This window comes from Caulobacter sp. GW821-FHT11A05 (assembly GCF_058809015.1).
The window spans coordinates 25,322-40,176 of sequence record NZ_JBXASF010000012.1 but is presented as its reverse complement, the minus strand read 5'-3'; the positions used below and the strand labels follow the sequence as shown (position 1 = coordinate 40,176).

General features: G+C 69.1%; 15 protein-coding genes. 12 read left to right on the top strand and 3 right to left on the bottom strand.

Annotated features, from left to right (window positions below; all coding sequences use genetic code 11):
* Positions 1–2: 2 nt before the first annotated feature.
* The 11 genes from AC1RSK_RS16885 to AC1RSK_RS16835 are packed head-to-tail and all read left to right on the top strand — an operon-like array spanning position 3 to position 10,798.
* Entirely contained in the window at positions 3–1,568 is a 1,566-nt protein-coding gene (locus tag AC1RSK_RS16885; protein ID WP_492908756.1) for an HAL/PAL/TAL family ammonia-lyase, read from the top strand.
* Positions 1,568–1,993 carry an acyl-CoA thioesterase gene (locus AC1RSK_RS16880; RefSeq protein WP_492908755.1) on the top strand — a complete coding sequence of 142 codons (426 nt, stop codon included), beginning with the start codon at positions 1,568–1,570 and terminating at the stop codon, positions 1,991–1,993. The genes AC1RSK_RS16885 and AC1RSK_RS16880 overlap by 1 nt, the downstream gene beginning before the upstream one ends.
* Positions 1,936–2,520, top strand: a complete 585-nt coding sequence (locus tag AC1RSK_RS16875) for a LolA family protein (protein WP_492908754.1) — start codon at positions 1,936–1,938, stop codon at positions 2,518–2,520. The genes AC1RSK_RS16880 and AC1RSK_RS16875 overlap by 58 nt, the downstream gene beginning before the upstream one ends.
* Positions 2,521–2,526: 6 nt before the next feature.
* A complete protein-coding gene (locus tag AC1RSK_RS16870; RefSeq protein WP_492908753.1) occupies positions 2,527–4,773 on the top strand; it encodes an MMPL family transporter in 2,247 nt (748 codons plus the stop codon).
* The gene (locus tag AC1RSK_RS16865; protein WP_492908752.1) at positions 4,757–5,995 is read left to right on the top strand and encodes an NAD(P)/FAD-dependent oxidoreductase; all 1,239 of its coding nucleotides are present in this window, start codon (positions 4,757–4,759) and stop codon (positions 5,993–5,995) included. The genes AC1RSK_RS16870 and AC1RSK_RS16865 overlap by 17 nt, the downstream gene beginning before the upstream one ends.
* Complete coding sequence (locus tag AC1RSK_RS16860; RefSeq protein ID WP_492908751.1) at positions 5,992–6,585, top strand: DUF3261 domain-containing protein; 594 nt, start codon at positions 5,992–5,994, stop codon at positions 6,583–6,585. The genes AC1RSK_RS16865 and AC1RSK_RS16860 overlap by 4 nt, the downstream gene beginning before the upstream one ends.
* Entirely contained in the window at positions 6,582–7,760 is a 1,179-nt protein-coding gene (locus AC1RSK_RS16855; protein WP_492908750.1) for a beta-ketoacyl-ACP synthase, read from the top strand. The genes AC1RSK_RS16860 and AC1RSK_RS16855 overlap by 4 nt, the downstream gene beginning before the upstream one ends.
* Complete coding sequence (locus AC1RSK_RS16850) at positions 7,757–8,224, top strand: hotdog family protein (RefSeq protein WP_492908749.1); 468 nt, start codon at positions 7,757–7,759, stop codon at positions 8,222–8,224. Before AC1RSK_RS16855 ends, AC1RSK_RS16850 begins: the two co-directional genes overlap by 4 nt.
* On the top strand, positions 8,221–8,961 hold the full coding sequence (locus tag AC1RSK_RS16845; protein WP_492908748.1) for a 3-ketoacyl-ACP reductase FabG2: 741 nt from the start codon (positions 8,221–8,223) through the stop codon (positions 8,959–8,961). The genes AC1RSK_RS16850 and AC1RSK_RS16845 overlap by 4 nt, the downstream gene beginning before the upstream one ends.
* Positions 8,961–10,178 (top strand): beta-ketoacyl-ACP synthase, encoded by a 1,218-nt coding sequence (locus AC1RSK_RS16840; RefSeq protein ID WP_492908747.1) that lies wholly within the window; start codon positions 8,961–8,963, stop codon positions 10,176–10,178. Before AC1RSK_RS16845 ends, AC1RSK_RS16840 begins: the two co-directional genes overlap by 1 nt.
* A 2-nt stretch (positions 10,179–10,180) precedes the next feature.
* Positions 10,181–10,798 (top strand): LysE family translocator, encoded by a 618-nt coding sequence (locus tag AC1RSK_RS16835; RefSeq protein ID WP_492908746.1) that lies wholly within the window; start codon positions 10,181–10,183, stop codon positions 10,796–10,798.
* Here the strand turns inward: AC1RSK_RS16835 and AC1RSK_RS16830 are convergent.
* The 3 genes from AC1RSK_RS16830 to AC1RSK_RS16820 all read right to left on the bottom strand — a co-directional run bounded on the left by AC1RSK_RS16830 (position 10,795) and on the right by AC1RSK_RS16820 (position 14,340).
* On the bottom strand, positions 10,795–12,474 hold the full coding sequence (locus AC1RSK_RS16830) for an ATP-binding protein (protein ID WP_492908745.1): 1,680 nt from the start codon (positions 12,472–12,474) through the stop codon (positions 10,795–10,797). The genes AC1RSK_RS16835 and AC1RSK_RS16830 overlap by 4 nt on opposite strands.
* Positions 12,461–13,984 (bottom strand): ATPase domain-containing protein, encoded by a 1,524-nt coding sequence (locus AC1RSK_RS16825; RefSeq protein WP_492908744.1) that lies wholly within the window; start codon positions 13,982–13,984, stop codon positions 12,461–12,463. The genes AC1RSK_RS16830 and AC1RSK_RS16825 overlap by 14 nt, the downstream gene beginning before the upstream one ends.
* Before the next feature lie 104 nt (positions 13,985–14,088).
* The gene (locus AC1RSK_RS16820; RefSeq protein WP_492908743.1) at positions 14,089–14,340 is read right to left on the bottom strand and encodes a hypothetical protein; all 252 of its coding nucleotides are present in this window, start codon (positions 14,338–14,340) and stop codon (positions 14,089–14,091) included.
* 288 nt (positions 14,341–14,628) lie between these two features.
* Between AC1RSK_RS16820 and AC1RSK_RS16815 the strand changes: the two genes are divergently transcribed.
* Entirely contained in the window at positions 14,629–14,835 is a 207-nt protein-coding gene (locus AC1RSK_RS16815) for a cold-shock protein (RefSeq protein WP_271066175.1), read from the top strand.
* Positions 14,836–14,855: the final 20 nt, after the last annotated feature.

Sequence of the window (14,855 nt, the reverse complement as noted above, 5' to 3'; positions counted from 1 at the left end):
GCGTGAACGATTTTTCCGGCTACAGCCAGGGCATCGCCTTTGGCGACGGCGATCTCAGCATCGACGACATCTGGGCCCTGTCCACGGGACAGGTCTCCCTGCGCCTGACCACCAAGGAGCCGGCGCTGGCCGCCATCGCCCGCTCGGCCGGCCATGTCGAGGCCACGCTGGCCCGTGAAGGCGTCATCTACGGCGTCACCACCGGCTATGGCGACAGTGTCACCCGTGGCGTGCCCAATCCCCTGGTCACCGAACTGCCGCTGCACCTGACCCGTTTCCACGGCTGTGGCCTCGGCCGCATCCTCGAGCCGCACGAGACCCGCGCGGTGATGGCCGTGCGGCTGGTCACCCTGATGCGCGGCTGGTCGGGCGTCAGCCTCGACCTGGTGCGCCTGCTCAGCGACATGCTGCGCCTCGACATCCTGCCGCTGATCCCGGCCGAGGGCAGCGTCGGCGCCAGCGGCGACCTGACCCCGCTGAGCTACATCGCCGGCGCGCTGGCGGGCGAAAGGGACGTCCTCTACCAGGGCCATGTCATGTCCTCGGCCGAGGCGTTTGCGAAGGCGGGCCTCAGCCCCATCAAGCTGAAGCCCAAGGAAGGCCTCGCGGTCATGAACGGCACCGCCGTGATGACCGGCCTGGCCGCGCTGGCCTTCCATCGCGCCGAACAGATGTCGAAGCTGGTCTGCCGCCTGAGCGCGATGGCGTCGCTCGCCCTGCTCGGCAACCCGGCCCACTTCGACGAAGCGCTGATGAGCGCCAAGCCGCACCCCGGCCAGATGCGCGTCGGGGCGCGTCTGCGCGCCGACCTGGCCGAGTTCGCCCGGCTGCACACCCCCACCCGGCTGCAGGACCGCTATTCGATCCGCTGCACCCCGCACGTCGTCGGCGTGCTGGAGGACATGCTGGGCGTCTTCCGCGCCACCATCGAGACCGAGATCAACAGCGCCAACGACAACCCGCTGTTCGATCCCGAGACCGGCCGCACCCTGCACGGCGGACACTTCTACGGCGGTCACATCTGTTTCGTGATGGACAGCCTGAAGAACCTGATCGCCAACCTGGCCGACCTGATGGACCGTCAGCTCGCCCTGCTGGTCGACACCCGCTACAACAACGGCCTGCCGTCCAACCTCTCCGGCGCCACCGGCGACCGCGCCCCGATCAACCATGGCCTGAAGGCCGTGCAGATCGGCGTCAGCGCCTGGACCGCCGAGGCCCTGAAACTGACCATGCCGGCTTCCGTCTTCAGCCGTTCGACCGAGTGCCACAACCAGGACAAGGTCTCGATGGGCACCATCGCCGCCCGCGACTGCCTGCGGGTGCTGGAGCTGACCGAACAGGTCGCCGCCGCCCACATCGTCGCCTGCACCCAGGCCGTCCGCCTGCGCCTGCGCGACGGCGGGCTGAAGGAGGCGGAGCTGGGCCAGCGGGTCGGCGACTTCCTCAAGGAAACCTCCGACCACGTGCCGTTCATCGACGAGGACGCCCCGCTCGACAAGACCCTGCGGGCCCTCTGCGCCAGCCTCGCCGCCGGCCAGTGGTCGGGGATCCTGGCGGACATCTGATGAAGGCTATCGTCACGGCGACGACCACGGCCAAGCCGCAGTTCTACGACATCGACTCGATGAACATCGTCTGGCACGGCTACTACCCCAAGTTCATGGAGCTGGGCCGCGTCGCCATCCTCGACAAGATCGACTACGGCTACACGGCGATGATCGAGTCCGGCTATGGCTGGCCGATCATCGACATGCGGTTCCGCTATGCGCGGCCGATGCGACTGCACCAGGAGATCGAAATCGTCGCGGGCATTGTCGAATGGGAAAACCGCCTCAAAATCGACTATGAATTCAAGGACCTGAAGACGGGTCAGAGACTCAACCGCTGTTCGAGCGTCCAGGTGGCGGTCGAGATCAAATCGGAGACCATGCTTTGGGAAACCCCGCCCGTCCTGCGCGAAAAGCTGGCGCCCTGGTTGCCGGCCTCCTGATCGCGGCGGTTGCGGGTCCGTCCTTCGCGGCCTGCGCCGACCCGTTCAAGCTGAAGGCCGAGACCGGCAGCTTCGATTTCAAGCAGACCCGCCGCCTGTCGAGCATGAAGACGCCGCTGATCTCGACCGGCGTGGCCAGCGCCAGGCCGGGCCGGATCGACTGGCGGGTGGTCAAGCCGGTCGATGTGCGGCTGACCATCACCCCCGGCAAGATCACCCAGTCGGTGCAGGGCGGTCCCGCCCAGGCGGTCGGGCCGGCCTCGGCCGATCCTTTCCTGCGCAGCTCCGGCCTGTTCGAGATTCTCAGCGGCAACTACGAGGCCCTGAAGCGCTACTACACCATCAGCGGCGGGGCGGCCGCGCCTGGCGGCGCCTGGAAGCTGGCGCTGAGACCGAAGGACGCCAATCTCGGGCGCTTCCTGAACACCATCGAGATCGCCGGCTGCAGCCGCGCCGAGGCGGTGACCATCCGCCAGGCCAACGGCGACACCATCGCCATCGAGATGGGCGCCGTGCGCAAGGGGTAGGTTCAGGTGTCGGGGGGACGTAACGGACTGCTTTGGGCCTACCTGGCCGCCTGCGTTCTGGCGGCGGTGTTCATCGCCGTGCGCCTGCTGGGCGGCGGGGCGCTCGACACCGACATCCAGTCCCTGCTGCCCGCCAAGGCGCTGAAGCCTCCGATCCGCGAGGCCATGGTCCAGGCCGGCGCCGCCGCCTCCAGCCGGGTGGCCATGCTGGTCTCGGCGCCGACGCCGGAGAAGGCCGAGGTCGCCGCCGCCGACCTTTCCAAGCGCCTGAAGGACAGCGGCGTCTTCGTCGACGCCGCCGTCGACGGCGAACAGACCGCCCGCTGGATGTTCGCCAACCGCAACCAGCTGCGCTGCGAGCCGACGCCGGCCGGGTTCGACCCAGAGAGCGCCGTGCAGGCGTCGCTGGTGCAGCTCTATTCGCCGGTGGCCCCGGTCAGCGGCGAGATGCTGCTGCGCGACCCCTTCCTGCTGACCCTGCGGCTGACCGGCTGCCTGCTGCCGCAGACGGGCTTTGGCGCGCCCGGCGAAGACGGGGCGATCCTGATCACCGGCCGGCTGACCGGCTCGGCCTTCAAGCTCGACACCCAGGCCTCGTTCACCGGCGTGGTCGAGGCCTGGCGCCAGGACCACCTCAAGGACGGGGTGAAGATCGCGCGGGCTGGCGCGGCCTTCCATGCCGAGGACGGCGCAAGGCACGCCAAGAAGGACATTTCCACGGTCGGGGTCGCCTCGACGCTGGGCATTGTGCTCCTGCTGCTGATCGTCTTTCGGCGCTTCCGGGCCTTGCCGATCACCCTGCTGGTGGTCGGGGCCGGCTACCTCGGCTCGCTGGCGGCGGTGTTCGCGGTCTTCCAGACGGTCCATATGCTGACCTTCGTGTTCGGCTCGGCCTTCGTCGGGGTCACCGCCGACTACGCCATCTACTACCTCTCCACTGGCCCGATGACCCGCTGGCAGGGCAGCGCCGAGCGGCTGAAAATGATCGTCCGGCCGGTGACGGTCTGCATGCTCACCAGCGCCATGGGCTTTGCCTGCCTGGCCCTGTTCGGGGTGCCGATCTTCAGCCAGATGGCGGTGTTCGCGGTCGGCGGCCTGCTGAGCGCCTGGGCCTGCGCCTTCCTGATCGTGCCGCTGTTCGATCGCGGCGTCGCGCCGGCCAAGGCCGAGCGGTTCGCCGGACTCTGGGCGAAGCTGGAGGCGGCGCGGGGCCGGCTGTCGTGGAACGCCTGGACGCTGGGCGCCTTCATGGTCGTCTTCACGGCCGGCGCCGCCTGGGCCATCACCCACTTTTCGACGCTGGACGACGTCCGCAAGTTCCAGCCGCGTTCGCCGGTGCTGATCGCCGAGGAAGAGGCGGTGCGCAAAGCCTCGGGCGTCGGTTTCAGCCCCAACTTCCTGCTCTCCTGGGGACCGACCGCCGACGCCGCCAAGGCCCGCGAGGCCTCGGTGCTGGCCACCCTGCCCGCGGAAGCGCGCGGCGGCATCCTGGCCCCCGGCCGCTTCGATCCGCCGGCCGCCGAGCGGGCGGCGAGCGAGGCCCGCATCCGCGAGACGCTGATCACCCCGCGCCTGCCCGAGCGGGCCGCCCTGCTCGGCATCCCGGTGGCGGCGTTCAAGCCCTTCGACGCGCCCCAGGGCGTCAAGCTGCCCCAGTGGATCGCCAGCCTCGGCGGCGAGTCGCAGCACCTCAGCTACCTGATCGCTCCCGTGCCCGAGGCCGCCGCACCTGCCGTCATCGCCGCCGCCAAGGGCCTCTCCGACGCCGCCTACGTCGACCCGGCCAGCGCCTACAGCGAGGCCTTCGGCAGCTATCGCCGGATGGCCGGCCTGGCGGCGCTGGCCGCCTTCTTCGCCATCGGCCTCGTCCTGCTTGCTATCTATCGGCGCCTCTCGGCGCTCAGCATTCTGATCGCGCCGGCCATGGGCGTCGCCGGCGGGGTCATCGCCGCCAGCGCGCTCGGCACGCCGATGAGCTTCTTCTCGCTGATGGGGGCCTTCGTGGTGGTCGGCACGGGGGCGGACTATTCGATCCTTCGCTACGAGGCGGCCATCGGCAAGCGCTCGCCCCTGGCCGGCCTGCCGATCCTGATCACCGCCCTGACGGCGATTTTGTCGATGGGGCTTTTGAGCCTCAGCTCCACCTATCCCGTGAGGGCTTTCGGCATCGCCGTTGCAGCGGGCCTCGCCATCTCTTACGGGTTGTCCTTTGTCGCCGCGTACTTCGGGGAAAAAGATGTCCGAAAAGCTTGATGTCGTCATCATCGGGGCAGGTCCCTCGGGCGCCGCCGCGGCCGCCTTCCTGCGCCAGAAGGGGCGCACGGTCGAGGTCATCGAGAAGACCCACTTCCCGCGCTTCTCGATCGGCGAGAGCCTGCTGGCCCAGTCGATCGCCATCCTCGACGACGCCGGCCTGCTGCCGGCCGTCCAGGCCGGCAACTTTCAGTTCAAGGACGGCGCCGCCTTCCAGCTGAACGACGACTACAAGGACATCTACTTCCCCGACAAATCCTCGCCGGGGCCGGGCACCACCATCCAGGTGATGCGCTCGAAGTTCGACAAGATCCTGGCTGACGGCGCGGCCGAGATGGGCGCCAAGGTGGTCTATGGCGAAGAGGTCACCGCCTTCGAGAGCGACGATGACGGCGTCAAGCTGACGGTGAAGAATGAGGCCGGCGAGACGCGCACCATCGAGGCCCGCTTCTGCCTGGACGGTAGCGGTTTTGGCCGCACCCTGAGCCGGCTGCTGGACCTGGAGGTCCCCTCCGACTTCCCGCCGCGCCAGGGCATCTTCTGCCAGGTCATCGACAACATCGACGATCCGACCTTCGACCGGAACAAGATCCTGGTCTCGATCCATCCCGAGCATCGCCACGTCTGGTACTGGCTGATCCCGCTGGCCGACGGCATCTCCTCAATGGGCGTGGTCGGCTCGCCCGAGATCATCCAGGCCGCGGGGGCCAACGAGCAGGAACGCTTGGATAGGTTGGTCTCCAAGGTCGGCCGCATGCAGGAGGTGCTGAAGAACAAGCAGCCCTACCGCGAGCCGGGCACGATCCACGGCTATGCCTGCAGCGTCAAAAGCCTGTTCGGGCCGTCCTACGCCCTGCTGGGCAACGCCGCCGAGTTCCTCGACCCGGTCTTCTCCTCGGGCGTCACCATCGCCCTGAAGTCGGCGCAGCTGGCCACCGGCCTGATCGACCGCCAGCTGAACGGCGAGACGGTCGACTGGCAGACGGAGTTCTCCGACGAGCTCTACGTCGGCATCGACACCTTCCGGGCCTGCGTCGCCACCTGGTATGACGAGAGCCTGCAGCGGATCATTTTCAACAAGCCGGACGCGACCAACGACATTGTCCGCCACCTGACCTCGGTGCTGGCCGGCTACGCCTGGGACCGCAACAACCCGATCGTGCAGCACCCCGCCAAATACCTGAGGACGGTGGACCGGTTCCTGACCACCATGGCGGAATGACCGCGCGCCGTCTCGCTCCCCTGCTGGCCGGCCTGTTGCTGGCCGGCTGCGTGACCGCGCCGCCCGGTCCGCCGCCGCCGGCCGGCGCCGCCGCCGTGGCCCGCGATCAGGTCTACCTGACCCTGCCCAACCCGCCGGGCTATCCGGGCGAGCGGGAGATGGCGCAGTCGATCGTCGCGTCCTACGGCCCCCGCAAGGTCGCCTTCGACGCCCTGGTCAGCCTGTCGCTCAGCAAGGTGACCATCATCGTCACCGCCCCGGCCGGCCCGCGCGTCGCCCAGATCGACTGGGACGAAGGCGGCGTGCATAGCAAGACGGACGGCCCGCCGCCGCCCGGCTTCCGGGCCGAGAACGTGCTGGCCGACATGGTGATGAGTAACTGGCCCAAACCGGCGCTGGAAAAGGCCCTGGCCGGAAGGCTGGAGGTCTGGGACTACCCCGACGGCCACCGCAAGCTGGTCCGCGGCCACGAACTGGTGGTCGACATCCCGCCAGCCGTCCGCGACGCCGACGGCTCGACCAGGCGTACCCTGACCAACCACGACTTCGGCTACAGCCTGACCATCGTCAGCCGCGAGGCCGGCGAGTGAGCATTCGGCGCGCTTTCGTCCACAGCCACGCGGTGGCCTGCGCCCTGGGCGCCGATCGGGGCGAGGTGGCCAGAAACCTGTTCAGCGCCGCCCCGCCGACCGTGGCCGGCCGCTGGCGCCTGGCCGACGGCCGCGAGGTTCCAGTCGGGGCCCTGCCCTTCGCCCTGGAGGCCACGGACCTTGAGCAGCCGGCGATCCGCAGCCGCACCAACCGCATGCTGGACCATGTGCTGAAGGACATCGGCCCGGCCGTCGCCGCCGCCATCGACAGATACGGCGCCGCCCGCGTCGGGGTGGTGCTGGGCACCAGCACCTCCGGCGTCGACGAGAGCCTGCACGCCCTACGCAGCAAGCTTGAGGGCCAGCCCTGGCCCAAGGGCTACCATTTCGACGTCCAGGAGCTGAACGACCCGGTCGCGGCCGCCCAGGCCCTGACCGGCGCGGCGGGCCCCGCCTACGCCGTCTCCACCGCCTGCACCTCCGGGGCCAAGGCCATCGCGGCGGCCGCCCGGCTGATCGCCGCCGACCTCTGCGACGCGGTGCTGTGCGGCGGCCTCGACACCCTGTGCGACCTGACCCTCAACGGCTTCGGCGCCCTGGAGGCCCTCAGCCCCGAACTGACCAACCCCTTCAGCGTCAACCGCAAGGGCATCAACATCGGCGAGGGGGCCGGCCTGTTCCTGCTGACCGTCGACGAGACCCCCGTCCGTGTGGCCGGCTGGGGCGAGACCAGCGACGCCCACCACATCAGCGCCCCCGACCCGACCGGGGCCGGCGGCGAGGCGGCCGCCCGCAAGGCCCTGGCCATGGCCGGGCTCGACGCCCGCGACATCGGCTATGTCCACCTGCACGGCACCGGCACGGAGCTGAACGACCGCATGGAAGCCGGCGTCATCAACCGGGTGTTCGGCGACGCCACCCCGGTCAGCTCGACCAAGCCGCTGACCGGCCACACGCTGGGCGCCGCCGGGGCGGTGCAGGCCAGCTTCTGCCTGCTGGCCTTCGAGAACGACGGCGCCCTGCCGCCGCACATCTGGGACGGCCAGGCCGACCCCGAGCTGGCCCCCGTCCGCCTGGCCGCGCCCGGCGATCGGGCGAACGGCCTTCGTCACGCCCTATCGGCCTCCTATGCCTTCGGCGGCAACAACGCCGCCGTCATCCTCAGCCAGTCATGACCGATTATCCCGCCCCCTATCCTGACATCGACCGCCTGGTCCCGCACCGCGCGCCCATGCTGCTCATCGACCGCGTCGTCGGCGAGGAGGGCGAGATCACCCGCGCCGACTATGTGATCCCGGCCGACAGCCTGTTCCTGACCCCGGGCAAGGGCGTGCCGACCTACGCCGCCTTCGAGATGATGGCCCAGGGCATCTGCGCCACCGACGGCCTGCGCCGGTTCCGCCGCGGCCAGGAGGCGTCGCTCGGCTTCCTGCTCGGCTGCCGCAAGTTCGCGGCCTCCAGGAACTGGCTGCAGCCGGGCGAGACCCTGACCCTGGAATCCACCTGCCTGATCGACGGCGAGACGAGCAGCTATCAGTGCCGGGTGCTGGACGCCGACGGGGCGGAAGTGGCCAATGCGACGGTCAACGTCTTCCAGCCCGACAACATCTCCGCCTACCTCGAGGGGACAAAGCTGTGAGCCGCGAGCTGAACGCCAAACGGCCGGTGCTGGTCACCGGGGCCAGCAAGGGCATCGGCAAGGCCAGCGCCATCCGCATCGGCGCGGCCGGCCATCCGATCACCGTCCACTACGGCGGCGATCGCGCCGGGGCTGAAGCCACCGCCGAAGAAATCCGCGCCGCCGGGTCGGAAGCCGACCTGATCAGCTTCGACGTCTCCGACCGCGCCGCCGTCACCGCCGCCCTGCAGGCGCGGCTGGCCGAGAAGGGCCCCTACTGGGGCGTCCTGCTCAGCGCCGGCATCACCCGCGACAACGCCTTCCCGGCCATCGACGGCGACGACTGGGACATTGTGCTGCGCACCAACCTCGACGGCTTCTATAACGTGGTCCATCCGCTCACCATGCCGATGATCCGCCGCCGCGACGGGGGCCGGATCATCGCGCTGTCGAGCGTCTCCGGCGTCATGGGCAACCGCGGCCAGGTCAACTACAGCGCCGCCAAGGCCGGCGTCATCGGGGCCTGCAAGGCGCTGGCCATGGAGCTCGCCACACGCAGGATCTGCGTCAACGCCGTGGCCCCCGGACTGATCGACACCGGCATGATCGGCGAGGTGCGTCCGGAGGTGATCGAGGCCATCCCGATGCGCCGAATCGGGCAGGTCGACGAGGTTAGCGCCCTGATTGCGTTTCTCTTTTCGCCGGAAGCTGGTTACATCACCCGGCAGGTTATCGGGGTAAACGGGGGATTGGTGTGATGCGTCGTGTCGTGGTGACCGGAATGGCGGGCATCACCTCGATGGGCCAGCAGTGGTCCGAGATCGAGGCGAGGATGCGCGCCGGCGAGACCGGCATCCGCTACATGCCCGAGTGGGAACGGCTCACCGACATGGGCATCAAGGTGGCCGGCGGCGCCGACTGGTTCAAGCATGAGGGCCACTTCCCCCGCCAGGCCATGCGCTCCATGGGCCGCGTCTCGGTCATGGCCGTCGACGCCGCCGACCGGGCCCTGCAGCAGGCCGGCCTGAAGGACGATCCGATCCTGGCCACCGGCCGGGTCGGGGTCGCCGCCGGCAGCTCCTACGGCTCGACCGAGCCGACGGTCGACTTCGGTAACTTCATGGTCACCGGCAAGGCCGGCAAGCTGAACGCCACCAGCTATATCCGCATGATGGCCCATACCGCGCCGGTCAATGTCAGCGTCTACTTCGGCATCAAGGGCCGGATCATCACCACCTCCAGCGCCTGTGTCTCGGGCAGCCAGGGCATCGGCTACAGCGTTGAGGCCATCCAGGCAGGCAAGGCCGACGTCATGCTGGCCGGCGGCGCCGAGGAGCTGTGCCCGACCATGGCCATGGTCTTCGACCGCCTCTACGCCACCAGCAAGATCAACGACCACACCGCCAGCCGGCCGTTCGACGTCTCCCGCGACGGCCTGGTCACCGGCGAGGGCGCCGCCTTCCTGGTGCTGGAGGAGCTGGAGCACGCCCTGGCGCGCGGCGCGACGCCGCTGGCCGAGATCGTCGGCTTCGCCACCAACGCCGACGGGGCCCACATCAGCCACCCGGACGGCGACGTCCAGGCGGTGGTCATGCGCGACGCCCTGCGCGACGCCGGCCTGGCGCCCTCGGACCTGGCCTTCATCAGCGGCCACGGCACCGCCACCGTCGCCGGCGACACCTCCGAGGCCAAGGCGACGTTGGAGGTCTACGGCGACAAGGTCCCCTTCCACACCCTGAAGGGCCACTTCGGCCACACCCTGGGGGCCTGCGGGGCCATCGAGGCCTGGCTTGGCATCGAGATGCTGCGCACCGGCTGGATGGCGCAGATCGCCAACTTCAAGGAAGCCGATCCGCGCTGCGCCCCGCTCGACTACGTCGATGGGACGGGGCGCGACGTCGACGGCGAGTTCTTCGCCTCGAACAATTTCGCCTTTGGCGGCATCAACACCTCGGTGATCTTCAAGCGGGTCTGAACATGGTCGATCCCTTCGCCTTCATCCTGGCCACGCTGCTCCTGCTGGGGACGCCTGGGCCGACCAACACCCTCTTGGCCACGTCCGGGGCGGCAGCAGGGCTGCGGCCCTCGCTGCGCCTGCTGGGCGCGGAGCTGGCCGGCTACATGATCTCCATCCTTGTCCTGACCCTGGCGCTTGGCGCCCTTGTGCGCGGCAATCCGATGGTCGGGGTGACATTGAAGGTGCTCTGCTCGGCTTACCTGGTCTGGCTGGCGGTCAAGCTGTGGCGCGAGGGCTCCAGCGCCCTGATCTCTACCGACCCGGTCAAGTTCCGCCGGGTGTTCACCACCACCCTGCTCAATCCCAAGGCGGTCATCTTCGCCTTCACCATCCTGCCCCACCTGGCCGACGGCCGGCTGCTTCAGGGACTGCCCTATCTGTTGGGTCTTTGCGCCATGATCGTGCTGGTCGGCGGCAGTTGGATCGCCCTTGGCGCCGGCATCCGCGCCGGCAGCGCCGGACAGCTGCCCAGCGGCGTGGTCCGCCGCGTCGGCGCCGGGGCGCTGGTCGTCTTCGCCATGGTCCTGAGCAGTTCAGCCTGGACGACGGCGCACGCCGTGGCGGCCGCCGCCCACTAAGCCTCGCCCATCGTTTCCCGGATCGCGCTGGCCAGCTCCTCCAGCCGGTAGGGCTTGGGCAGCACATGCACCCCGACGTCCGCGGCCGCCCGCTTCGAGGCCTCCGCGAACCCGCTGGTCAGCAGGATCGGCAGGTCGGGCCGGCGGTGGTGGATCTCGCGGGCCAGGTCGACGCCGTTCATTGCCCCCGGCATCATGATGTCGCTGAACACCACATCGATCTTGCGGCCGTTGGCCAGGGCCCCCAGACCGCCGGCGGCCGAGGCGGCGCGGGTCACGTCGAAGCCGATCTGGTGCAGCATCTCGGTGACCAGGGCCGCGACCTCGTCGTCGTCCTCGACCAGCAGCACGCAGCCGCTGAAGCGGCTGGGGCTCCGCACCGGCCCCGTGTCCAGCGCCGGCCTCGGGGTCTCGCTGACCGGCCTGGTCGAGCGCGGCAGCATGAGGATGACGCTCGTCCCCTCCCCGACCTTGGACTCGATGCGCACCGAACCGCCCGACTGCCGCGCGAAGCCGTAGGCCTGGGCCAGGCCCAGCCCGGAGCCCTTGCCGACCTCCTTGGTGGTGAAGAAGGGCTCGAACACCCGCGCCTTCACCGTCTCGCTCATGCCCGAGCCGTTGTCGCGCACCTCCAGCCACACGAAGTCGCCGATCACGTCGCCCTCGCGCCAGTCCTCGACATTGCGGGCTGAGATGATGATCTCGCCGCCCTTGGGCATGGCGTCGCGCGCGTTGAAGGCCAGGTTGAGGATGACCAGCTCCAGCTCGCCGGGATCGACCTCGACCGGCCACAGGCCCTCGTCGAACTCCAGGTCGACATGGACATCGCCCCGCAGCGAGCGGTCGAGCAGCTCGCGCATTCCGCCGACCCGGACCCGCAGATCGACCGCCTCCGGGGCCAACGGCTGGCGGCGCGAGAAGGCCAGCAGCTGGCGCGTCAGGGCCGAGCCCCGCTCGGCTGCCTGGCGCATCCCCTGCAACAGCCGCGCCTGCCGCGCCGGATCGTCCTGGCGGCCCATCATGTCGAGCCCGCCCTGGATGACCATCAGGAGGTTGTTGAAGTCGTGAGCGACGCCGCCGGTCAGCTGGCCGATGGCCTCCATCTTCTGGGCCTGGCGCAGGTTTTCCTCGATGCGGGTGCGCTCGGCGATCTGGGCGACCAGTTCGGCGTTGGCGGTCTTCAGCTGCTGGGTGCGGGCCGCGACCAGGGCTTCCAGATCGTGGGCCGCTCGTTCGCGGGCGGCCAGCAGGGCCTGCACCTCATACTGCCGGAAGCGGGCCCGCAGGGCCGCCTGAACGGCGCTGGTCAGGGTGATCGGCTGGACGGGGCGTTCCAGCAGGGAGACGTTGCGCAGGGTCTCGACGATCGCCTTGCGCCAGGCGGCGACGCGCGGCTGCTCGTGGCGGCTGGTCAGCACCACGAAGGGCAGGTCCGACCAGGGCGGCTGGGCCTCGATCCATCCCGACAGCGTCGTCAGCTCCTTGCCGAACAACCCCTCCTCGGCGACGAAGACGGCGGCCGCGCCGGCCTCGAGCTCCCGCACCAGGCAGGGCAGGTCCTCGCAGACAAAGGCCTCCAGCCCGCCCCGCCGCAGCAGTTCGGCCGAAGCCGGCCCGTCCCGGCCGATCGGGGCATAGACCAGGACCCGGCCGGGCTGCTCCTCAGCGGACGCCATGGTCCTCAAAGCCCAGCAGGGGGGCATCGTCGCCGTGATAGGTCGGCGTGCCCGAGAAGATGCCGCTGAACTGGGTCAGCGGCGGCCCGACGGAAATGCCCTGCGACGACAGCTTGAACTCACGGATGGTGTGCTCGTGGTCGCCGCTGCGCTTCTTGACCACCGACAGGGCCCGCCGCACCCGGCCAGCGTGCTCGAAGTAGCGCAGCATGATCACCGCGTCGCTGAGATAGCTGATGTCGAGCGGCGTCTCCATCGGCCCGACCAGGCCGTGCTGGGCCAGGACCAGGATGGTCAGGACGCCCTGCTGCGCCAGGTAGCTGAGCAGTTCGTGCATCTGCAGGATCAGGAAACGCCCGTCCGGCATGGCGTTGAGATAGCCGTTCAGACTGTCGATGACGACGACCCGCGCCCCGCGCTCCTCGACGCTGCGGATGACGTTGTCGGCGAACTCCCCCGGCGACATCTCGGCCGGGTCGATCTGCTGGTAGCGAATCAGGCCGCTGTCGAGCTTGTCCTTCAGGGGCAGACCCAGGCTCTCGGCCCGCGCTTCCAGGGTGCCGCGTCCCTCGTCGAAGGCGAAGTAGACGGCGTGCTCGCCCCGGTCGGCGGCGGCGATGGCGTAGGTCAGGGCGAGCGACGACTTGCCGACCCCGGCGGCGCCGATCAGCAGGGCGTTGGTGCCCCGCTCCAGACCTCCGCCCAGCAGCCGGTCCAGCTCGGGGTTGCCGCTGGGGGTGAAGACGCCGGAGAAGCTGGCGTGATGCTCGGCGGCGATCAGGCGGGGGTAGATGGCCAGGCCGCCCCTGGCGATCTTGAAGTCATGGAAGCCGCCCCGGAAGTTGATGCCGCGCATCTTGACCACCCGCAGCCGCCGCCGCTCGGCCCCGTACTCGATCGCCAGCTGTTCCAGCAGCACCACGCCGTGCGAGATCGAATGCAGCTGCAGGTCGGTCTCGTGGGCGGTGAGGTCATCGAGCAGGACCACCGTGCAGCGGCGGGTCGTGAAGAAGTGCTTCAAGGCCAGGATCTGGCGGCGATAGCGCAGGGAGCTCTGGGCCAGCAGCCGCAGCTCCGACAGGCTGTCGACCACCAGGCGGCTGGGATTGATCGCCTCGACCTGCTCGAAGATCAGCTTGGTGGTTTCGCTGAGCTCGACCTCGGCTGGGTGCAGGACGGTCAGCTCGCGTTCCGGATCGAGGACGTTCTCCGGCGGCACCAGTTCGAAGATGTCGATGCCGTCCAGGCTCCAGCCGTGGCGGCTGGCGACCAGCTCCAGCTCACGGCGGGTCTCCGACAAGCTGATGTAGAGAACCCGCTCGCCGTTGCGGGCGCCCTCGAGCAGGAACTGCAGGGCGATGGTCGTCTTGCCGGTGCCGGGCCGGCCCTCGTAGAGATACATCCGGTCGGCGTCGAGACCGCCCGTCAGGATGTCGTCCAGCCCGTCGTTGCCGGTCGAGATCCGCGGAGGATCGTCGACGGGCCGGGAAGATGTCGATGTCGTCGGCACAGCCGCTCCGGCGCTTCGGGCCGCAGCAAAACGCCGCCCCAGCCCGATAACGACGAAAGGTAAAAGCGGTTGCAGGATCGGCGGCTATTTGTCGGCGGGCGAGTCTAGGCGACCTCGGTGACGACGTCCTCCTGGCTGGCCTTGCGCTTGGCCGGAACGCGCGCCTTGCGGGCCGCCGAAAGCGCCGCCGACTTTGCCGCGCCGCGGGTCTCGGCTTCGGCCTCGAGCGCCGGCAGGATTTCGCTGGCCGCCGCCTTGCGGGCCGCATGATCGCCCTCGCTCAGGCGGCGGGCGTTGGCCAGCAGATTGTTGACCTCGACGTCGGTCAGGCCGGGCAGGCGGTCGAGAAGGGTCATGTGGGGGCTCCGATGGCGGGCAGGATTCGCCGTTCATCGACAAAACGCCTGAAGGTCATATCGGGATGCGTGAGCGTCAATACGAGGGGCCGCAAAACACTTCCGGAAATATTTCTTGCGAAACCTTCGAAGGTCTGTCAGTTTTGGGGCATCGAATTCGTTTCGGTTCGGCCGTATATCCCCTGCTTCACTCAGTGAAGCGCCCGGACCTGCACCCCGACCATCTCGAAATTGATCACCCGCGCGACATGCGCGTGGGCGAGAACTCATGATCTAAGGACTACCAATATGTCTACCGGCACCGTCAAGTGGTTCAACGGAACCAAGGGCTTCGGCTTCATCCAACCTGATGAAGGCGGCGCTGACGTCTTCGTGCACATCTCGGCCGTCGAGCGCGCGGGTCTCCGCGGCCTCGAAGAAGGTCAGAAGATCACGTACGAACTCGAGAAGGACAAGCGCAGCGGCAAGATGTCCGCTGGCAACCTCCAAGCCTAATCAGCTTTCGAGCGTGACCA